Origin of the sequence: Parvibaculum sp., assembly GCF_045863935.1 — a bacterium.
Classification (GTDB): domain Bacteria; phylum Pseudomonadota; class Alphaproteobacteria; order Parvibaculales; family Parvibaculaceae; genus Parvibaculum.
Window position 1 is genome coordinate 12,954 of the sequence record NZ_BTVP01000006.1, and the last position, 18,589, is coordinate 31,542.

An 18,589-nucleotide genomic window follows, 5' to 3' on the forward strand; every position below is an offset into this window, starting at 1 on the left:
CCATCCGCCCGCCAAACCGCCCTCACCCCTCCTTCACCATCTCCCGCGCGATGTCGATGGCGCTCGCGAAATCCGGCGCGCGGGTGATGCGGGCGAGCACGCCCATGTCTCCGAGAATCCGCTCGGGCTGCGGCTGAAGCGCGGTGACGATGACTTTCGTTCCGTTGCGCTCGCAGCGGTCGATCATGGTCTGGAGCGCCGAGACGCCCGTCGCGTCGATGATCGGCACGGCGCGCATGCGGACGATCAGCACTTTCGGTGTCGCGCCGATGCGGTCCAGCGTTTCGCCGAGCCGCATGGCGACGCCGAAGAAGAACGGCCCGCGAATGAGGCTCGCCGCGACACCCGGCGGCAGCTCGAATTCCTGCATGGGAACGAATTCATGCGGTGTCTCGTCGCTCACATCCTCCTCGACGAGATGGAGATGCGCCTGCACCTCGACCGCCTCCGACATACGGTGCATGAAGAGGACGGCGGCGAAGACGACGCCGACTTCGATGGCGACCGTGAGATCGACAAGGACGGTGAGCGCGAAGGTGATGAGGAGGACCGCCCGGTCGCCGAAGGGCGCGCGCATCATATGCGTGAACTTGTCGATCTCGCTCATGTTCCAGGCGACGACGAGCAGAACGGCCGCGAGCGAAGCGAGCGGAATATAGGCGGTGACCGGCCAGGCGACCGCCATGAAGCCGAGCAGGAACACGGCATGCAGCATGCCCGCGATGGGACCGCGCGCACCGGCGCGGATATTCGTGGCCGTGCGCGCGATGGCGCCCGTGGCGGGCAGGCCGCCAACGGCGGCCGACGCGCAATTCGCCACGCCCTGCGCGATCAGCTCGCTGTTCGAACGGTGGCGGCGTCCGGTCATGCTGTCGGCGACCATGGCGGAGAGAAGCGACTCGACGCCCGCGAGGAAGGCGATGGTGAAGGCACTCGGGAAGAGCGCGACGATGCGCTCCATCGAAACATCGGGAAAGGCGGGAAGCGCGAATGAGGGCTCGAGCCCGGCAAAGCGCGAGCCGATCGTGTCGGTCGGCAGCGCGAAGAGCCAGACGAAGAACGAGGCGCCGACGACCGCGATGAGGAAGCCCGGCCAGTTCGGCCGCTTGCCCCTGAGCCAGACGATGAGTGCGAGCGAACCGGCGGCGACGGCAAACGTCTGCGGCGCGATGCTGGGCAGCGCCTCCCAGAGCGCCGTCACCTTTTCGATGAACTCCGCCGGTTCATGCGCGAGGCTGAGGCCGAGGAAATCCTTGATCTGGCTCGTCGCGATGATGACGGCGATACCCGCCGTGAAGCCGGTGACCACGGGCTCGGGAATATATTTGATGAAGGTGCCGACGCGCAGGAGCCCGGCGCCGATGAGCATGAGCCCGGCCATGGCGCTGGCGATCACAAGCCCATCATAGCCGTGAACCGCGATGACGTTGAAGACGACGACGACAAAGGCGCCGGTCGGGCCGCCGATCTGGAAGCGGCTGCCGCCAAGCGCGGAGATGAGGAAGCCTGCGATGACCGCCGTGACGAGGCCCTTGTCCGGCGTTGCGCCGCTCGCGATGGCAAGCGCCATGGAGAGCGGCAGCGCGACGATGGCGACGGTTAGCCCGGCGATGAAATCCGCCCGGAAAGCCGAAAACCCGTACCCCTCCCTGAGAACGGTGACGAGTTTCGGCATGAGGAGTTGCGACGGCGAGGTCTTTCCGCTTGTAGCCAGTTTCCTGTCCCCCGGTTGCGCCTATCCTTCGTCGACGATCCGGCGGAGTTCGGCCTTTGCTATCTTTTCGAGCGTCGAGCGCGGCAGCTCGGCAACGATCCGAATGTCGCGCGGTCGCTTGAAGTCCGCAAGCCCCTTGGCGCAGGCTTCGCCGATCTTTTCGACGAGATCTTTCGGCGCGGCGGCCTCCCCGCCCGGCACGAGAACGAAGACGACGGGCACCTCGTCGAGCATCGGGTCGCGCCTGGCGACAACGGCGCATTCCTGGATGCCCGGGACGGTCATGACGACACGCTCGATCTCGGAAGCGGCCACGTTCTCGCCGCCCACTTTCAGCATATCCTTGTCGCGGTCGGCAAAGGCGATGAATCCGTCCTCGCCAAGCGTCACGCGGTCGCCGGTGATGAAGTATCCCTGCTCATCGAAGCTCTTGGCCGTCGCTTCCTCATTGTTCAGATATTCGAGGAAGAGCGAGAGGCCGGGCACGCCGCGCACCAGAAGATTGCCGGTCTCGCCGGGCTCGACCGGCTCGCCGCCGTCGCGCAGGATCGCGATCTCGTAGGAGGTGGCGGGCTTGCCGATGGACATGGGCCGGTTCGGCAGGTGGATATCGCCGACAATGCCATGCGTAATCGTTTCCGTCATGCCCCACCAGCCGATGGTCTTGACGCCGAAATAGTCGTCGGTGGGCGGCGCGGAAATGCCGTTGCCCCAGTAGCGGTAGGCATGCGACTTCGGTTTCTCCTGTCCCATCAGCGCGCGCACGCAGAAGGGAACCATGGAGGTCCATGTGCAGCCATGTTTCTGCGAGACGGACCAGAAGCGCGAGGCCGAGAAGCGCGGCTGCAACACGACCGTGGCACCGACCCAGAGCGCGGCGAGCACGGAATAGGACTGCGCATTGGTGTGGAAGAGCGGCAGATAGGTAAGATGGACATCCGACTGCCGAAGGTCTTCGTGCATCGCGCAGAGTTTCGCGCCCCAGAGCGCATTCGCGTGCGTCCAGACGACGCCCTTGGGCCGCGAGGTCGTGCCCGACGTGTACTGAATACCGACGGGCAGCATGGGGTCCGGCGCGCGCAGCGGTACGTCCGACGCATCGCCGTAAAGCGCGGCGAAGCTTTCGGACTTCGCGGGCATGTTCTTGTCCTGCGGTGCGGCGCCATTATCCGTTTCGGTGACGGCGAGCCATTTGATGCGCGCGCAGGAGGAGGCGACGAGCGAGGCGAAAGCCGGCTGCGTGATCGCGCCGACGACGTCGGCATGGCCGCTGAAATAGACGAGATCGTCGGCGACGGAACGCGCATTGGTGGTGACGGCGACGGCGCCGAGATGCGCGCAGGCATACCAGGCGATGAGGCTTTCCGGGCAGTTGTCGAGATGGATGAGAACACGTTCGCCCAGCTTCACGCCGCGCTTCTTCAGGCCTGCCGCGACCTGGCGCGCCTCATGCTCGAAGCGGGCATAGGACCAGATGCGGGCTTCGCCCTCGAAGGGCTCCCAGATGAGGAAGGGATGATCCGGCCGCGCCTCGGCATGGACACGCAGAAGATGCGGCACGTCGAAATTCGAGAACGGATGGATGAGCGGCGAACGGAGCGCGGGCATTGATGACCTCCCCGGGACATTTCTTCGAATGGCGTCCTTCGTCCTATAGCGCATGCCTGTGCCGCATTCCATTCCCGCCCCGGACTTTTGACCGGGGGTCAGATCGGGCAGGAACGGCGCGGACGGCGAAACGCGCAAAAAAAGGCGGCGATCTCGTCGCCGCCTCTCTTGGCACACCCGCCGGAGAATTCCTTCAGGCGAGCGCCTCGCGGAGCGCCTTCGCCGCCGCCTTCACCGCATCGCGCGACACGTCGAGCGCGCCCTGCAGATTGAAGAAGCCGTGGATCATGCCTTCGTAGTTCACATATTCGACCTCGACGCCGGCCTTCCTGAGCGCTTCCGCATAGGCCTTGCCTTCGTCGCGCAGCACATCGAAACCGGCGGTGACGACATAGGCGCGCGGAAGTCCCGCGAGCGATGCCGCATGAAGCGGCGCGGCGTGGGGATCCTTCGGGTCGGCGCCAGCGCTTGTCACATAATGGTTCCAGAACCAGTCCATGCCGTCCGCTTCGAGGAAATAGCCTTCGGCAAAATCCTTGTAGGACTGCGTGCCGCGCGGCGCATCCGTCACCGGATAGATGAGAAGCTGGAAGGCGATCCGCGGCGTCTTCTCGGCCTTGGCCTTCTGGCAGACGGCGGCGGCGAGATTGCCGCCCGCGCTGTCGCCCGCGACCGCGATGCGGTTCGGGTCGATGCCGATTTCGGATGCGTTCGCCTCCACCCATTTCACCGCCGCATAGGAATCGTCGAAGGCGGCGGGGAAGGGATGTTCCGGCGCGAGGCGGTAATCGACCGCGATCACCTTGCAGCCCGCCTCGTTGGCGAGGGTGCGGCAGAGCGCATCATGCGTATCGAGATCGCCGATCACCCAGCCGCCGCCGTGATAATAGACGAGCGCGGGGCACGTACCCCCTGCGGCAACGGGCGTGTAGAGGCGGACGGGAATGTCGCCGGCGGGACCGGGAATGGTGCGGTCCTCGATCTTGCCGATGGCGACGCCCTGAAGATCGAGCATGCTCGCCATCGCGCGATACATCTCGCGGCCGCCCGCAGGCGGCAGGTCGATGAGGCGCGGCGCCTCGGGATCGGCACCGAGCTGTTCGAGCAGCGCCTTCACCTGTGGATCGAGTGACATGTCCGGTGGTCCTCCCCGTCTTGTTATTGTCGCGAGGGACCCTTTTATCCGCCGGGCGCCGGACACGCCAAGCGGCAAGTTTGCGGCGGCGCGGCAAACCCGCACCGCCCCAGCGTCAGGCGAGGGTCAGTGGAGGACCTCGCCCTCGCGGCTACGGCGGCCCTCGACCATGTCCTCGACCACGACGCGCAGCATCCGCCAGGCATCCGCGCGCATTTTCTCGCCGATCTGCTCAAGCTCGCTGACGGCCGTATCGGCATAGGAAAGCGCCTTGCGGCCATGCGTGTCGACCATATAGGCGGCGAGCAGGTTGATTTCGCGATCGGTGATCATGTCTCGGGGTCTCCGGTTGGACTTGTTTGCCAACCGGATTGCAACCCCCGGACCAGACCGAAAATCACAATAAAATCAAATACTTAAATCTGATTCACACGGGCGCACCGAACCGGCCCGGCAAGCTTTGCCGGAACGAATGGGACGGGAACCGGCCGATTTTGCCGCTACCCCTTGAAACCGCCCTCGTCGAGGAAGCTCCGTTCCTCCGGCGTCGTCTCGCGGCCCAGGATCGCATTGCGATGCGGGAAGCGGCCGAAGCGGCGGATGATGTCGCGGTGTTCGATGGCGAACTTCATCGTCTCGGGATCGTCGAGACGCTGGGCGAAATAAGTCAGGCCCTGCTCCTGCGCGGCGAGGTCTTCGGCGTGCATATAGGGCATGTAGAACCATTTGCGCGCGGTGGCAGGCGTCTCGACATCGAAGCGGCGGCGCACGCTTTCATCCGCAAGCGACAGCGCCTTCCCGTCCTGCAGGAAGGCGCGGTGATCGTTCCGCCAGAGATTGCGCGAGAACTGGTCGAGCACGAGGATGAGGGCAAGCATGCCTTGCGCATCGCCCGCCCATGCGTCGAGCCTGCCTGACGCCGCCTGCGCATGTGTCTCCGCGAAGCGGCGGCGGATATCGACGTCGAAGGCATCGCTCTTCGCGAACCATTTTTCCGGTCCGGCCGCGAACCAGAAATCGAGAACGTCGCGCGGGCGGCTGGTCAATTGACCATCCGGGTCCGGCCTTCCCAGTAGGGCGCCCGCAACTCGCGGCGGAGAATCTTGCCCGACGGGTTGCGGGGCAGCGCGTCGATGAAGTCGACCGACTTCGGCACCTTGAAGCTCGCGATGCGCGTCTTTGCGAAGGCGATGATCTCGTCGGGTGTCGCCTCCTCGCCGGGCTTCAGCACCACGATCGCCTTCACAGCCTCCCCCCATTTCTCATGCGGCACGCCGACAACGGCGGCATCGGCAATCGCCGGGTGACCGAACAGCGCGTTCTCGACTTCGGCCGGATAGATGTTCTCACCGCCCGAGACGATCATGTCCTTCACGCGGTCGTGGATGAAGAGGAAGCCGTCCGTGTCGAAGAAGCCGGCATCGCCCGAATAGAACCAGCCGTCGCGAACGGCATCCTCAGTAGCTTCGGCCCGGTTCCAGTATCCCTTCATCACCGAACCGCCGCGAATGACGATCTCGCCGACGTCGCCCACCGGCACATCCTTGCCGTTCTCGTCGACGACGCGGATTTCCATATCGGGATTGGGCAGGCCGCAGGAGCGCAGCTTGCCCTTCGCCGGATCATGCGCGTCCGGCGGCAGGCTCGTGGCGCCGCCCGAGGTCTCGGTGAGGCCGTAGAGCTGCACGAAGCCCGCGCCCTTGAAGGTTTCCTGCGCGCGGCGGAGCACATCTTCGGCGATGGGCGACGCGCCGTAGAGGATCTGGCGCAGGCTCGAAACGTCGACCTCGCCTATATTCGGCTGCTGCAGCAGGAAGAGGATCACCGCCGGCACCATGAAGGAGATGGTGAGCTTTTCCGTTTCGATCAGCTTCAGGATCACCTGCGGATCGACATCCTTCAGGATCACGTTCCGGCAGCCGTGCAGATTGCCGAGAAGGCCGATATTGACGCCCGCGACATGGAAAAGCGGCATGCAGACGAGCACGACGTCTTCTTCACCCCAGTTCGCCCAGCCCGCGCCCTCGCCCTGCCTGAAGACGGAAATGTAGTTGGCGTTGGTGAGCTGCACGCCCTTCGGATGGCCGGTGGTGCCGCTCGTGTAAAGCTGAATGACGTCGTCGTCCAGCGAAGCGGGGAGCATCGGGTCTTCCGCCTTCGCGGCATCGCGCCAGTCGTCGAAGGACTGCCAGTCGTTGCGGCCGCCATCGAGCGCGATCACCTTGCGGACCGTCGGGCAGTCCGGCAGCACTTTTTCGACGAGGTCGTAGAACTCGGCGCCGACGAAGAGGATTTCGGTCTTCGAATCGTTCAGCACATAGGCAACTTCCGGCGCCGCGAGACGCCAGTTGACGCCCACCACCACGGCCTTGGCCTTGAAGGCGCCATAGAGCATCTCGAAATAGCGGTCCGACCCCTTGCCCATGAAGCCGATGCGGGAATCGGGCTTGCAGCCATCCGCGATCAGCGCCTGCGCAACCTGGCTGGCTCGCCGGTCGAGTTCGGCATAGGTCGTTTCCCGGCCCTCGAAGACCTGCGCGACGGCGTCCGGCCGGACGGCGGCCTGCGCGCGCGTAACGTCTGCAACACATTTGATCCGTTCGGCGTCGAACATGGCGTCGTTTCCTCTCCAGATTTCTCGGCAATGGTGCCGTTTCGCGCGGGCAGGCCCTCCGCCCCGGCGCGTTCATGCCATTACCGGCAGCCCTTTTCGGGTTCTCTTGTGCGCCAGTGTAGCCACCCTTGCGGGCGGGGCAAGAGAAGCCGGAAGCGCCCAAAAGGGGAATGCGGCTGGACGCAGCGTCGGCGCGGGTTAGACTGCCCGGCAAAGAAAACAACACTCAGGGAAGGAACAAGCGAGCATGGCCCGCATCCCCTATTTCGACACCGCAAAGGCAACCGGCCGCGCAGCGAAAACCTACGAGAAGCTGCCGAACCTCAACATCTTCCGGATGCTCGGCCATTCGGGCGACATGATCGACGGCTTCATCAAGCTCGGGAATGAAATCCTCATTCACGGCGACCTCGATCCGGTGCTGCGCGAAATCGCAATCGTGCGGACGGGCGTGCTGCGCGGCTCGACATACGAGGTCTACCAGCACGAGGAAATCTCCCGGAAGATCGGCATGTCCGAGGAACTCATCAAGGCGATCCATGAGGGACCGGAAGCGAAGGTCTTCGACGAGACGCAGCGGCAGGTCATGCGCTTCACCGACGACGTTGTGAGGAACACGCGCGCCTCCGACGCGACCTTCAATCCGCTGGCGGAAAAGCTCGGCTACAAGCAGCTCCAGGAACTCATCATCACCATCGGCTTCTACACGCTGGTCTCGAACTTCCTCGAAACCTTCGACGTCGATATCGAGGATCCGGGCCACAAGTCGGGCGTGAAGCTGCCCGGCATGCAGGACTGACGCCGATGGCACGCCTTCCCTATCCCGACCCCGCGACCCTGCCGCCTGCCGCGCGCGAACTCTCCGCGCGGCTCCCGCAACTCAACATCTTCCGCATGCTCGCAGGCAGCGGCCCCTCCTTCGTGCCCTTCATGGCGCTGATCAATGCCTATCTGAACGAAGGGCTTCTCGACGCGGAACTTCGCGAGCTGGTGATCCTTCGCGTCGGCCACCTGTGCGGATCGGGCTATGAGCAGCATCAGCACCGCCGCGTCTCCGGGATGCTGGGCATGAGCCCGGAACGGATCGCGGCGGCCGAAGGCACACTGCCCTCGCCTCTCTTCAACGAGGCGGAAAACGCCGTCCTCACCTTTACCGACGATCAGGTCGCGAATGTGAAGGCGGATGCGACGCTCTTCGCCGAGGCGAGAAAGCATCTCGGAGACGCCGGGATGCAGGAACTCGTCATCATCATCGGCATCTACCTTCTCGTCTGCCGTTACCTCGAAACATTCGAGATCGAACTCGAGGAGACGGATATCTCCACGAGCGGCCTCGACGAAATCAGGCGGAGCATGGAAGGCCATGGCTGACAAAGGGGCGGACAAGGAAGGCTATGTGAGGCCGCTGCCACCGGAATCGGAAGGCAGGGCGCCGGGACGCGGAAGGCTCGCGGGCCGCCATATTCTCGTGGTCGGCGGCGGCCAGCGCGTGCTCGATGCGGCAACCGATCCCGTCGGCAACGGGCGCGCCATGTCGCTTCTCTTCGCGCGGGAAGGCGCGGAAGTCGCGGTTGCCGACATGAACCTCCCCTCCGCCGAGGCAACCGTGTCGCAGATCGTCGGGGAAGGCGGCAAGGCGCATGCGATCGAGGCGGATATTTCGAAGCCCGCCGACATAACGGCCATGATTGCCGAAGCGGAGACGGCGCTCGGCACGCTCGACGGGCTCGTCCTTAATGTCGGTATCGGCGTCGGCGGGCTCGGCCTTGAAGGCGCGACACCCGAGGACTGGGACAAAGTGCTCGCCGTGAACCTCCGCGGCCCCATGCTCTGCTGCAAGGCGGCGCTGCCGAGGCTCGCGGACGGTTCGCCCGTCGTCTTCATTTCGTCCATTGCCGGGCTCGTCGCGGGCTCGCGGCTCCCCGCCTATGACGCCTCGAAAGCGGCGCTTGGCGGGCTGATGCGGCATGTCGCGCTCGAAGGATCGCGGCGCGGCATCCGGGCGAACATCGTGGCGCCGGGCCTTGTCGACACGCCGCTTGGCCGCCTGGCAACGCAAGGCCGCCCCTCGCGCGGACGCACGCCCGTTCCCTTCGGGCGGCAGGCGACGGCCTGGGAAATCGCCTATGCGGCGCTCTTTCTCGTGTCGGACGAAAGCGTCTATGTGACGGCGCAGACGATCGCCGTCGACAGCGGGCTCACGGGCATTTCCTGACGTTCGGCGTTTCCGGCGTTCAGGAACCGGGACCGTAACCGAAATAGCGCGCGACCGGGGACGTGCGGTCGCGGATGGCGTGGAGGTCTTCCGGCGGGAAGTCGGGCTGGTAGTAGTCGGGCACATGGAGACGGGTTCGCGCCCGATCCACGAGAGCGTCCGAATAATCCAGACCGCAATGATCGAGAATCCGCGCCATCACCGCACCCGGTTGCTCGCAGAGATCTTCGTAGCGCACCACGAGCACCGCCTCGGCAAGCGCAGGGTTTTCCTCGATCCGCTCAGCGAGATAGCCATAGACCTCGCGCCACTGCAGCGCCCAGCCTTCGGCCTCGCGGCCCTCTGCCCACAGATCGGCGATTTCCGTCGCAACCGCCTCGCTGCCGCAATTGACCGGCGCGCGGTCGAGCCCGAATTCGAAATGTCCGGCGCGCGCAAGATGCGCCCGGGACTCTGGATGCTCCACTTCGCCTTTCACGAACAGACGGTGTTGCTTCATCAGCGAAGCGACATGCCAGATGGGTCCGCGCACGGGAACGACGAAGCGCGCATCGGGAAACATGCGCAACAGATAGTCGAGACGCGTGATGTTGTAGTTCGCCTTGGCGAGATAGCGCTCGCCGCCGCGCACGAAGAGAAGCTTGCGAATATGCGCCCGCAGGAAATCCTCGAATTCCGGATGTATCGCATCGCCGCCGAAGGTTTCGTCCCAGAGACGCTTGTGGAGATGCTGAAAGAAACTCATCCAGATCGGCTCTTCGAAAGCTTCCGGGCTTTCCGAGGTGACATAGATGCCGTCCTTGTGCGCGCGCTCCTCCGGCGCGTCTTCCTTGAAGGGCATGTAGTCGACAAGCTTGTTCCAGAGGATCGGCGTGAAGAGGGGCGGAAAATCGCGATAGCGATGTGTCGCCACCTGAGGATGGTCGGCAAGAAGTTCGAGCAGGACCGTGCTGCCGCTGCGTGCAAGACCGCTGACCCAGACGGGCGCGCGAACGGGAATGTCGTCGAAGCGGTCCTCGAAGAGACGTGTCTCGATCTTCGCGAGCGACTGCATGAGCTTCGGACGGCGGTAGAGAATGCGGCCCATCACATCCATCCAGGGCGTGACGGCGAACTTGTCCGCGGCCGGAGTATCCTGCTTCGTCACATGTCCCTGGACACTCATGCGATCCTCCCGGCCTTCTTGATGATCAGTGAAAAAAGCAGGAAGAGCCCGAAGAAGAGCACCTCCCAACCGCGCAGCCATGAAGGCCCGACCGGCAGCACTTCAAGTGCGGGAAGCGCCACCTCGACCCGGTCGATCGGAACGCTTTCGGGAAGATATCCGGCGGGGTTTGCAATCAGCCAGTTCCACCATCGGCGCTTCTCGATGACGGGGACCGGCGCACCCATGGCGACATCCGAGACGATGTCGCCTTCCGGTGCGCGCACCACGACACGCCTGCCCTCGCCGCCGCGCTCGACGATGGCGGCCTGATAGGCGCCCGGCGCCGCCGTCGCCGCGGCATGTTCGCTCTCGCCGGGAAAACGATGGCCATAATCGTTGGACAACCAGACGATGAGCGCAATTATGGGCAGCGACGCCACAAGCGCCGAAGGCAGAGCGAGCGCCACGCGCGCCCAAGCGCTCCGGAACATGCGCGCGATGAGGGGCCAGGCCTCGTCCATGTCGCCGTCGAATGCGTTGAGTTCCCGCCGCGCCACAAGCGCTTCCGTCTCCGCGGCGGCAAGACGCCTCTGCGGCGAGAGAAGCTTGTAGAGCCACATGGAAAGCGCCGCCGCCACCATGGCCCAGACGACGAGCCTCACTGCGGCCGGCAAGGGAGACATCAGCGCCTCGACACCGCGAAAAACCGGCGCAGGAAGATCGAAGAGACCCATCGGCACGGCACACCTCGCTATCGCATGGAGGAAGACCGCGTCTCCTGCTGCGCTAATCTCCGCGTCGCCGCCAGTTTCCGGCGGCGCAGCATGCGGCGGATCGGCCAGCCGATAACGAACACAATGGCGGCCCCGACGGCGAGCAGAACGCCTATCAACGCGCTGACGACACTGAGCCCCGCACCGGGGCCGACATAGGCCGCCGCAGGCGCGGCATAACCCGCCACCGCGACGAGGATCATGAGAGAAATACGCAACTTCATGACTTTCTCCTTTACCGGTACACGCCGGCGCTGGATTGAGAGACGGGCGCGAGCGCGAAGTCGAGTCCGGACGGCGTGTACCGCCGCCCCCAAACCACGATCGGAAGTTTCTTGTCGCCTTCGCCGCCGCGAACCGGATTGACGTATTGCCAGACGACCTTGCCTTCCGGAGTGACCTCGATGAGGCGGCCGCCCTGCGACTCGGTAATGAGCGTATTGCCGTTGCCGAGGCGCTGCACCGAAGCGCGGAGCACGCTTTTCAGCGGATCGTCCTTCGTACCTTCGTACTGCCAGACGATTTCCATGGTCTCCGGATCGAACTCCATGACGCGGGAGCCGGCCGGACCGTTGTAGTTGCCGTTGTTGTCGAAAAGTAAAACATTCCCGCTGGCAAGCGGTTCCACGGAATGCTGCCCCACCCAGGGACCGAGCGTGCCCCAGACGAACTTTTCCGTTTCCGGGTCGAGTACGGCGACAAGCTTCAGGTTGCGGATGCTGAGCATCAGGTCACCTTCGCGCGCCATGCTCATGTGAGCCGCCGCCTCTTTGCCCACCTCCCTGACGGAATTCGTGTGAAGCGGATCTTGCGCCGTGCGCCGGTTGAGGCCCGATAGCAGCCACTTGAAGCGGGAATTCGCAATGGCCTTGAGAAGCGAAATACGCTTCTCGACCTTGCCCTCGGGCGAGAGGATGACAAGGAAATCCTCGATCAGCGGCGGTTCCAGTCCTCCCTGCCCTTCAACGGGTTCGTGTCTCATCTCATGCGTCAGGGCATAGATCGTGCCGTCCGCGCCGATACCGACATCGTGATGCGCACGCTCGTCGAGATAACTCCAGACGACATTCGAGTCCTTGTCGAGCTTGACGAGCCCGAGTCCCCAGGGCGTGTCGCCCGACCCTTCGTAAACGGCAAGGAGATCGCCGTTCGGATACATGTAGGTCCTGCGCATATAGACGAACGGGCCGAGGGACCCGGCCGTCGCTTCACTGCCGGTCCATATTTTCTCAGGATCGATATGCCAGCGATGAACCACATTGCCTTTCATATCGACAAGAAAGGCGCTGGGCTTATGCGAGGAGGAATAGAGCGTGTAGCCTTCTTCAACCTCGTCGGGCAGAAGAGTCGTCACGCCCTTGTCGTCTGTCAGTGCGTCGTACCAGAGGTCGGTCTTGTAAGGGTCGCTGTACTCGGTCGCTTTCGCATAGAGAGCACCCGCCGCGTCATAGGCATTGGTAAGGAGCTTCGAGGGCGGAAGTTTCGCAAGCATCACCACAGAGCCGGCGATGAAGGCGATCAGCGCTATCGAGAGAAAAAAGACGAGCGGGCCGATCCACCGGCTCCCGAACGTCCCGTGGTCGTCTTCGCCTGCCTTTTCGCCATGGCGGATCTCAGCATGCTGGTATGCCATGCCTGTTCCTCCTCTGTCCGCCCATCCAGATCGAAACGTGAGGTCGTGGCGACAACAAGACGGAAGCTGGGCAATTAGGGGGCGGAACCGGCAGCGCCGCGCCGGTCAATGAACGCTTGAAGCGGGCGGCCTGCGGCCCGACACTCTGCACAACAACTCATCAGGGGGATTTCCATGGGTCTGGGATTGAACCGCTTTCAATACACGAAGGGTCTGCACGACCTCGGCAATGGCGGTTATGCCTGGCTGCAGCCCGACGGCGGCTGGGGCTGGTCGAATGCGGGGCTCATTGTCGATGGCGGCGAGTCGTTTCTCGTCGACACGCTCTTCGACGTGCCGCTGACGCGCGAGATGCTCGGCGCGATGCGCAAGGCCGAACCGAAGGCCGCCGCCGAGATCAGGACCGTCGTCAACACGCATCACAATGGCGACCACTGCAACGGCAATGAATGCTGCCATGGCGCCGAGATCATCGCCCACAAGCTCGCGGTCGAAGCCATGCGCCACGAACCGCCGGCATTGCTCGCGGGCTTCCTCGACCTGGCGCCGGGCCTTGGCGACCTCGGGAAATATGTGACGCAATGTTTTGGCCCCTTCGACTTCAAGGGCGTCACGCAGACATTACCGACCACGACATTCGAGACGGAGCTGACGCGGCATGTGGGCTCGAAGGAAATCCGCATCATGCATGTCGGGCCCGCGCATACGCCGGGCGACTCGCTTGTCTACGTACCGGCCGACAAGACCGTGTTCACGGGCGATATCCTTTTCATCGAAGGCCACCCCATCATGTGGGAAGGTCCGGTCTCGAACTGGATCTCCGCCTGCGACAGGATCATGGCCATGGATGTAGAGACCGTGGTGCCGGGGCATGGGCCGATTACGGGGAAGAACGGCGTGAAGGCCGTGCGCGACTATCTCGTCTATGTCCGCGACGAGGCGAGGAAGCGCTACGATGCGGGTCTCTCCGCCTTCGATGCGGCAGTCGATATCGATATGTCCGATTATGACAGCTGGGGCGACGGCGAACGCATCGTCGTCAATGTATCGACGCTCTACAAGGAGTTCTCCGGCGACGACACGCCGAACGATGTGCCGACGATCTTCGGCCAGATGGCGGAACTCACGAAACGGCAAGGCCGCCTGCGCGGCTGACGTCGCGTCTTCCGGCGTTCCGCGGAACGTCACGCACCCGTGATCGTTCGCCCTGTGGACAGGCGCGGAGCGGTCCCCGATGATCCGCGCAACAACGCCGGGAGGTCGCAATGCCCATTCTTTACGAACACCCGCTCTCGCCCTATGCGCAGAAGGTGAAGATATCCGCGCGTGAGAAGAACATAGACCTCGAACTGAGAACGCCGGACGGGATCGGTTCGGGAGCGAGTGCGGGTGAATTCCTTGCCGCAAATCCGCGCGGCGAGGTGCCGGCGCTCATCGACGGCGATGTCCGCGTCTTCGACTCCACCATCATTCTCGAGTACCTGGAAGACCGGACGCCATCACCCGCCATGCTCCCGGCAACGGCCGCTGCGCGCGCAAGGGTGCGCATGATCGAGGATGTCTGCGACACACAATATGAAGCGATCAACTGGGGTCTGGGCGAGATCGCCTGGTTCGGCCGCGTGACGGGCGACAAGGCGAAGGAAATTCAGAAGCGCGCCGCCGACCAGACGGCGAGAATTCAGGGCTGGCTGACAAAGCAACTCGGCAACGCCGACTGGTTCAACGATCGCGCCTTCGGCTGGGGCGACCTCTCCGTGGTGCCATACGTCAACGGCTCGGCAGGCTTCGGCAACGCACCGGATGAGGGCTCACCCCTCGGCAAATGGCTTGGACGCGCGAACGAACGCGCAAGCGTTGCACGCACGGCGCTTGAAGCTCGCGACAGCATCGCCGGCATGCAGCAGGTGGCGAACATCCTCGAACAAGGCCTCTTCAAGCGCGAATATCGCGACCATCGTCTCGAATGGATGATGAAGACCGGCGGACCGGAGATCGTTCTCGACGGCCTGAAGAAAAACAACATCCGCTTCAGTTACGAATTCGAATAGGGGAACTCATGGCCGCGACCGCGCAATCGATCATTCTGCATCAATACGATATTTCGCCCTTCTCCGAGAAAGTGCGTGTGGCGTTCGGCATCAAGGGGCTCGAATGGTTCGCTTGCGACGAGCCGGTCATCATGCCGAAACCCGAACTGCTGGCACTGACCGGGGGCTACCGGAAAATTCCCGTCATGCAGATCGGCGCGGATATCTATTGCGATACGCAGATCATCCTGCGCGAGCTCGAAATGCGCTTCCCCGTGCCGACGCTTTTTCCGGGCACCGGCAAGGGACTCGGATGGGGTGTCGCCATGTGGACGGATCGCATCTTTTTCCAGGCGGCCGTCGCGATCATTTTCGGCGGGGGCACGCCGCTGGCGGACGAGGCCTTCATCAAGGACCGGGAAAAGCTGACGGGCCGTCCCTTCGACATTGCAGGCATGAAAGCCGCCGCGCCGATGATGGCCGAACAGTTCCGCGCGCAGCTCGGCTGGCTTGAAGACCAGCTCGCCGACGGCCGCCGCTTCCTTCCCGGAAACGATCCCGGGCTCGCCGATGCGAGCGCCTTTTACAATTTGGCCTTTGTGCGCTGGACAAGCCCCGCAGGCGCGAAACTGATCGATGGTTTTCCGGGCGTCGCCGCCTGGGAGAAACGCGTCGCCGGGATCGGGCATGGGCGGCGCAGCGAGATTTCGCGCGACGACGCCCTCGATATCGCGAAAGCGGCGACGAGCACGGAAGCCGCGAAGGCCGATCCCGGCGAACCGAACGGGCTGAAGCCCGGCGATGCGGTGACCGTGATGGCGGACGATTACGGCCGCGATCCCATCGCCGGCGAACTCGTCTCCTCCTCCGCCCAGCACATCGCGCTGAAGCGGAGCGACCCGCGCGTCGGTGAAGTCGTGGTTCACTTTCCGCGGGCGGGCTTTCTTGTTCTGAAGTCGTGATACGCTCGCGGCCATGATTCCCGAACTTGGCACCATCGAAGGTTTTTACGGACGACCCTGGGACTGGGAGGCGCGCGCCGCCCATGTGAGCGCGCTCGCGCCGCATGGCTACCGCTTCTTCCTCTACGCACCGAAGGCCGACACATTTTTGCGCCGCCGCTGGAGCGAACCGCATCCGCGCGAGGAAGTGGAGCATCTTTCCGCTCTCGCCGCCCATTGCCGGGCGGAGGGCGTGCGCTTCGGCGTCGGGCTGAGCCCCTATGAGCTCTATCTCGATTTCGACGACGCGGCGCGCGAAGCCTTGGCGCAGAAGCTCCGCTGGCTCGATGAAATCGGCATCGACGACCTGGCGATCCTTTTCGACGACATGCGCGGCGACCTGCCGGGCCTCGCAGACAAGCAGATCGAGATCGTGGATTGCGCGGCCGAACGCACCAAGGCGGGGCGGCTCATCGTCTGCCCCAGCTACTATACCGACGACCCGATCCTCGACCGCGTTTTCGGGCAGCGGCCCGAAAGCTACCTCGACGAGCTGGGAGAGCGGCTCGATCCGTCAATCGAGATTTTCTGGACAGGCCCCCGCGTCTGCTCGAAGGAGATGCCGGCCGATCACCTCGCCCGCGTCGGCGAAACGCTGAGGCGGCGCCCCTTCATCTGGGACAATTATCCTGTGAACGACGGGCAGCGCATGTCGCCTTTCCTGCATCTGCGCGGCTTCACCGGACGCAGCGGAGAGATCGGCCCTCTCGTCTCCGCGCATGGCGTCAACCCTGCATCGCAGCCGTTGCTCAGCCTCATTCCGATGCTCACGCTCGAAGCGGTTTACCGGAACCCGGAATACGATGCCGAGACGGCTTTCCTCGCGGCGGCCGAAACGGTTGCGGGGCCGGAGCTTGCCCGCATGCTGGCTGAAGACCTGCCGCTCATGCAGGACAAGGGCCTCGACGGCATGAGCGAAAAGGAAACGGCGGCGCTGCGAACCCGCTACGCCGCCGTCGACAATCCTTGTGCCCGCGAGGTCGTCCAGTGGCTCGATGGCTACTGGCGCATCACCGACGAAATCGTCCAGACGCAGTAAACGTCCCTCAGCGGGCCGTCATGCCACCATCGATGACGAGTTCCGAGCCCGTCATGTAGCGCGACTCGTCGGAAGCGAGGAAGACAATGCCCGCCGCGATGTCGGCAGGAAGCCCCGCATAGCCGAGCGGCGCACCGACCAACGCGATGGCGTTCGGGTCGATCGTGTTGGCGCCTTCCGGCAGTTGCAGCACGCTGGAAGAAACGGCGCCGACGCCACCGCCACCCTGCGGAATCTTCTGCCAGATCGCCGTGTCGATGATGCCGGGATGAACCGAATTCACGCGCACATTCATCTGCGCCTGCGCGCATTCGAGCGCGACGGCCTTCGTGAACAGGCGGACCGCGCCCTTCGTCGCGCAGTAACCGGCAAGCCCCGGCGCGCCCTGGAGACCGGCGATCGAGGAAATGTTGATGACCGAGCCGCCGCCGGATGCCGCAATGAGCGGAATGCCATGCTTCACGCCGAAGAAGACGCCGTCGACATTGATCGCCTGCTGGCGGCCCCAGTCTTCGTAGCTCATCTCGAAAATCGAGGCGCCGATGCCGATGCCGGCATTGTTGACGAGAATATTGAGGCCGCCGAACTCGTCCTTCACGGCGGCGACGACTTCCTGCCAGCGCGCCTCGCTCGTCACGTCGTGACGGTGAGCGCTTGCCGTGCCGCCTGCCTTGGTGATGATCTCGACCGTTTCCTTGAGGCCCGCCTCGTCCACGTCGGTCACCACGACCTTGGCACCCTCGGCAGCCAGCGCGACCGCCGCCCCCCGGCCGATACCGCTCGCCGCGCCCGTGACCAGCGCTACCTTGCCGCTTACCCGTCCCATGTTTTTCTCCCGGAAGCTTCTTATGGTTGATGCCTGAGTCTTAGGGTAAGAGCCCTAGACAGGCAACGCCCCACCCCATCCCGGCCTTCCCGGGCAAATGCGGACTTGTGAAGAAATATACCACAGTCTATTTTTGTCCCGAGGAGATCGCCGAGCCAATGACAAGACTTCTGAAATCGAAAGCAGCGCCGAAGATGGAGGGCGCCCCACGCCGGTCCAGCAAGAAGGAACGCACGCGGCAGGAGATTTACCGTTCCGCGATGCGGCTCTTTGCCGAGAGCGACTACGACAAGGTGACCATCGAGGAAATCTGCGCCGCGGCCGGCGTCGCCAAAGCGACCTTCTTCCTCCATTTCCCCGGAAAGTCCGCCCTCATTGCCGTTTTCAACGAGGAAGTGACCCGCTCGCTCGCCGAACGGCTTGCAGGCTACGAGGGAAGCGCGGAGGAGGAGTTGCTCCTTCTCGTTTCCGTTCTTCGCGAAGCCTGGGAACTGAACGCGCCCGTCATGCACAAGATGCTGAGCGACTTCCTGGACCAGCCGGCCCTCGTCAGCAAGGCTGCGGTGGTGAACGAAAGCGTGCTCGACCTCGTGACCCACATCGTCGAACGCGGCCAGAAGCGCGGCGAGTTCACGACCGGCTGCCCCCCGGAAATGGCCGCCATCGCCCTTGTCGCCGCATGGAGCGCCTTCACCGCCTGGTGGCTCCAGAACCCTGAATCGGACACGGACGAAATCAACCGCGGCCTTCTCGAATTCCAGCTCAACGGTCTCAGGAAGAAGACCTGAAGGAAGACAAGCACGGCGCCCGCCGGGGACGGCATCTAACCTATGGACAAAAGGGCCGCCCGGCGG

At 64.0% G+C, this 18,589-nt stretch carries 19 protein-coding genes; 8 read left to right on the plus strand and 11 right to left on the minus strand.

What is annotated here, in order from left to right; translation table 11 throughout:
- Nucleotides 1-22 precede the first annotated feature (22 nt).
- The 6 genes from ACKUUH_RS03890 to ACKUUH_RS03915 form a co-directional block, all read right to left on the minus strand.
- Nucleotides 23-1,675 (minus strand): SulP family inorganic anion transporter, encoded by a 1,653-nt coding sequence (locus tag ACKUUH_RS03890; RefSeq protein WP_407948550.1) that lies wholly within the window; start codon nt 1,673-1,675, stop codon nt 23-25.
- Nucleotides 1,676-1,735: 60 nt separating this feature from the next.
- Entirely contained in the window at nt 1,736-3,322 is a 1,587-nt protein-coding gene (locus tag ACKUUH_RS03895) for an AMP-binding protein (protein ID WP_407948551.1), read from the minus strand.
- Between the two features lie 193 nt (nt 3,323-3,515).
- Nucleotides 3,516-4,457: an alpha/beta hydrolase gene (locus ACKUUH_RS03900; protein ID WP_407948552.1), complete on the minus strand. Its 942-nt coding sequence runs from the start codon at nt 4,455-4,457 to the stop codon at nt 3,516-3,518.
- 126 nt (nt 4,458-4,583) lie between these two features.
- Nucleotides 4,584-4,790, minus strand: coding sequence for a hypothetical protein (locus tag ACKUUH_RS03905; protein WP_407948553.1), 207 nt, complete (start codon nt 4,788-4,790; stop codon nt 4,584-4,586).
- A 167-nt stretch (nt 4,791-4,957) separates the two neighbouring features.
- The gene (locus ACKUUH_RS03910; RefSeq protein WP_407948554.1) at nt 4,958-5,503 is read right to left on the minus strand and encodes a DUF924 family protein; all 546 of its coding nucleotides are present in this window, start codon (nt 5,501-5,503) and stop codon (nt 4,958-4,960) included.
- Nucleotides 5,500-7,071 carry a fatty acid--CoA ligase gene (locus tag ACKUUH_RS03915; protein ID WP_407948555.1) on the minus strand — a complete coding sequence of 524 codons (1,572 nt, stop codon included), beginning with the start codon at nt 7,069-7,071 and terminating at the stop codon, nt 5,500-5,502. The genes ACKUUH_RS03910 and ACKUUH_RS03915 overlap by 4 nt, the downstream gene beginning before the upstream one ends.
- Nucleotides 7,072-7,318: 247 nt before the next feature.
- On the opposite strand from ACKUUH_RS03915, the gene ACKUUH_RS03920 reads away from it, so the two are divergent.
- The 3 genes from ACKUUH_RS03920 to ACKUUH_RS03930 are packed head-to-tail and all read left to right on the plus strand — an operon-like array spanning nt 7,319 to nt 9,286.
- A complete protein-coding gene (locus ACKUUH_RS03920) occupies nt 7,319-7,870 on the plus strand; it encodes a carboxymuconolactone decarboxylase family protein (protein WP_407948556.1) in 552 nt (183 codons plus the stop codon).
- A gap of 5 nt (nt 7,871-7,875) precedes the next feature.
- Nucleotides 7,876-8,442, plus strand: a complete 567-nt coding sequence (locus ACKUUH_RS03925; protein ID WP_407948557.1) for a carboxymuconolactone decarboxylase family protein — start codon at nt 7,876-7,878, stop codon at nt 8,440-8,442.
- On the plus strand, nt 8,435-9,286 hold the full coding sequence (locus ACKUUH_RS03930) for an SDR family NAD(P)-dependent oxidoreductase (protein ID WP_407948558.1): 852 nt from the start codon (nt 8,435-8,437) through the stop codon (nt 9,284-9,286). Before ACKUUH_RS03925 ends, ACKUUH_RS03930 begins: the two co-directional genes overlap by 8 nt.
- Before the next feature lie 19 nt (nt 9,287-9,305).
- Here ACKUUH_RS03930 and ACKUUH_RS03935 read toward each other — a convergent pair whose 3' ends face one another.
- Genes ACKUUH_RS03935 through ACKUUH_RS03950 form a run of 4 tightly spaced genes read right to left on the minus strand, consistent with a single transcriptional unit; the run spans nt 9,306 to nt 12,839 of the window.
- A complete protein-coding gene (locus tag ACKUUH_RS03935; protein WP_407948559.1) occupies nt 9,306-10,451 on the minus strand; it encodes a sulfotransferase family protein in 1,146 nt (381 codons plus the stop codon).
- Nucleotides 10,448-11,173 carry a hypothetical protein gene (locus tag ACKUUH_RS03940; protein ID WP_407948560.1) on the minus strand — a complete coding sequence of 242 codons (726 nt, stop codon included), beginning with the start codon at nt 11,171-11,173 and terminating at the stop codon, nt 10,448-10,450. The genes ACKUUH_RS03935 and ACKUUH_RS03940 overlap by 4 nt, the downstream gene beginning before the upstream one ends.
- Before the next feature lie 11 nt (nt 11,174-11,184).
- The gene (locus ACKUUH_RS03945) at nt 11,185-11,430 is read right to left on the minus strand and encodes a hypothetical protein (RefSeq protein ID WP_407948561.1); all 246 of its coding nucleotides are present in this window, start codon (nt 11,428-11,430) and stop codon (nt 11,185-11,187) included.
- An 11-nt stretch (nt 11,431-11,441) separates the two neighbouring features.
- A complete protein-coding gene (locus tag ACKUUH_RS03950) occupies nt 11,442-12,839 on the minus strand; it encodes an arylsulfotransferase family protein (protein ID WP_407948562.1) in 1,398 nt (465 codons plus the stop codon).
- Nucleotides 12,840-13,013: 174 nt separating this feature from the next.
- On the opposite strand from ACKUUH_RS03950, the gene ACKUUH_RS03955 reads away from it, so the two are divergent.
- The 4 genes from ACKUUH_RS03955 (at nt 13,014) to ACKUUH_RS03970 (ending at nt 16,909) form a co-directional block, all read left to right on the plus strand.
- Nucleotides 13,014-13,994, plus strand: a complete 981-nt coding sequence (locus tag ACKUUH_RS03955; RefSeq protein WP_407948563.1) for an MBL fold metallo-hydrolase — start codon at nt 13,014-13,016, stop codon at nt 13,992-13,994.
- Between the two features lie 110 nt (nt 13,995-14,104).
- Nucleotides 14,105-14,890 (plus strand): glutathione S-transferase family protein, encoded by a 786-nt coding sequence (locus tag ACKUUH_RS03960; protein WP_407948564.1) that lies wholly within the window; start codon nt 14,105-14,107, stop codon nt 14,888-14,890.
- An 8-nt stretch (nt 14,891-14,898) separates the two neighbouring features.
- Nucleotides 14,899-15,831, plus strand: a complete 933-nt coding sequence (locus ACKUUH_RS03965) for a glutathione S-transferase family protein (protein WP_407948565.1) — start codon at nt 14,899-14,901, stop codon at nt 15,829-15,831.
- Nucleotides 15,832-15,844: 13 nt separating this feature from the next.
- A complete protein-coding gene (locus ACKUUH_RS03970) occupies nt 15,845-16,909 on the plus strand; it encodes a beta-N-acetylglucosaminidase domain-containing protein (RefSeq protein ID WP_407948566.1) in 1,065 nt (354 codons plus the stop codon).
- Nucleotides 16,910-16,916: 7 nt separating this feature from the next.
- Here ACKUUH_RS03970 and ACKUUH_RS03975 read toward each other — a convergent pair whose 3' ends face one another.
- Nucleotides 16,917-17,735: an SDR family NAD(P)-dependent oxidoreductase gene (locus ACKUUH_RS03975; protein ID WP_407948567.1), complete on the minus strand. Its 819-nt coding sequence runs from the start codon at nt 17,733-17,735 to the stop codon at nt 16,917-16,919.
- Nucleotides 17,736-17,893: 158 nt separating this feature from the next.
- Here ACKUUH_RS03975 and ACKUUH_RS03980 point away from each other — a divergent pair, with 158 nt between their 5' ends.
- On the plus strand, nt 17,894-18,523 hold the full coding sequence (locus tag ACKUUH_RS03980; protein ID WP_407948568.1) for a TetR/AcrR family transcriptional regulator: 630 nt from the start codon (nt 17,894-17,896) through the stop codon (nt 18,521-18,523).
- Nucleotides 18,524-18,589: the final 66 nt, after the last annotated feature.

Coding starts and splice junctions, on each gene's coding strand:
- ACKUUH_RS03890 (WP_407948550.1), bottom strand. CDS start 1,675: ATGCCGAAACTCGTCACCGTTCTCAGGGAGGGGTACGGGTTTTCGGCT.
- ACKUUH_RS03895 (WP_407948551.1), bottom strand. CDS start 3,322: ATGCCCGCGCTCCGTTCGCCGCTCATCCATCCGTTCTCGAATTTCGAC.
- ACKUUH_RS03900 (WP_407948552.1), bottom strand. CDS start 4,457: ATGTCACTCGATCCACAGGTGAAGGCGCTGCTCGAACAGCTCGGTGCC.
- ACKUUH_RS03905 (WP_407948553.1), bottom strand. CDS start 4,790: ATGATCACCGATCGCGAAATCAACCTGCTCGCCGCCTATATGGTCGAC.
- ACKUUH_RS03915 (WP_407948555.1), bottom strand. CDS start 7,071: ATGTTCGACGCCGAACGGATCAAATGTGTTGCAGACGTTACGCGCGCG.
- ACKUUH_RS03920 (WP_407948556.1), top strand. CDS start 7,319: ATGGCCCGCATCCCCTATTTCGACACCGCAAAGGCAACCGGCCGCGCA.
- ACKUUH_RS03925 (WP_407948557.1), top strand. CDS start 7,876: ATGGCACGCCTTCCCTATCCCGACCCCGCGACCCTGCCGCCTGCCGCG.
- ACKUUH_RS03930 (WP_407948558.1), top strand. CDS start 8,435: ATGGCTGACAAAGGGGCGGACAAGGAAGGCTATGTGAGGCCGCTGCCA.
- ACKUUH_RS03935 (WP_407948559.1), bottom strand. CDS start 10,451: ATGAGTGTCCAGGGACATGTGACGAAGCAGGATACTCCGGCCGCGGAC.
- ACKUUH_RS03945 (WP_407948561.1), bottom strand. CDS start 11,430: ATGAAGTTGCGTATTTCTCTCATGATCCTCGTCGCGGTGGCGGGTTAT.
- ACKUUH_RS03950 (WP_407948562.1), bottom strand. CDS start 12,839: ATGGCATACCAGCATGCTGAGATCCGCCATGGCGAAAAGGCAGGCGAA.
- ACKUUH_RS03955 (WP_407948563.1), top strand. CDS start 13,014: ATGGGTCTGGGATTGAACCGCTTTCAATACACGAAGGGTCTGCACGAC.
- ACKUUH_RS03960 (WP_407948564.1), top strand. CDS start 14,105: ATGCCCATTCTTTACGAACACCCGCTCTCGCCCTATGCGCAGAAGGTG.
- ACKUUH_RS03965 (WP_407948565.1), top strand. CDS start 14,899: ATGGCCGCGACCGCGCAATCGATCATTCTGCATCAATACGATATTTCG.
- ACKUUH_RS03970 (WP_407948566.1), top strand. CDS start 15,845: ATGATTCCCGAACTTGGCACCATCGAAGGTTTTTACGGACGACCCTGG.
- ACKUUH_RS03975 (WP_407948567.1), bottom strand. CDS start 17,735: ATGGGACGGGTAAGCGGCAAGGTAGCGCTGGTCACGGGCGCGGCGAGC.
- ACKUUH_RS03980 (WP_407948568.1), top strand. CDS start 17,894: ATGACAAGACTTCTGAAATCGAAAGCAGCGCCGAAGATGGAGGGCGCC.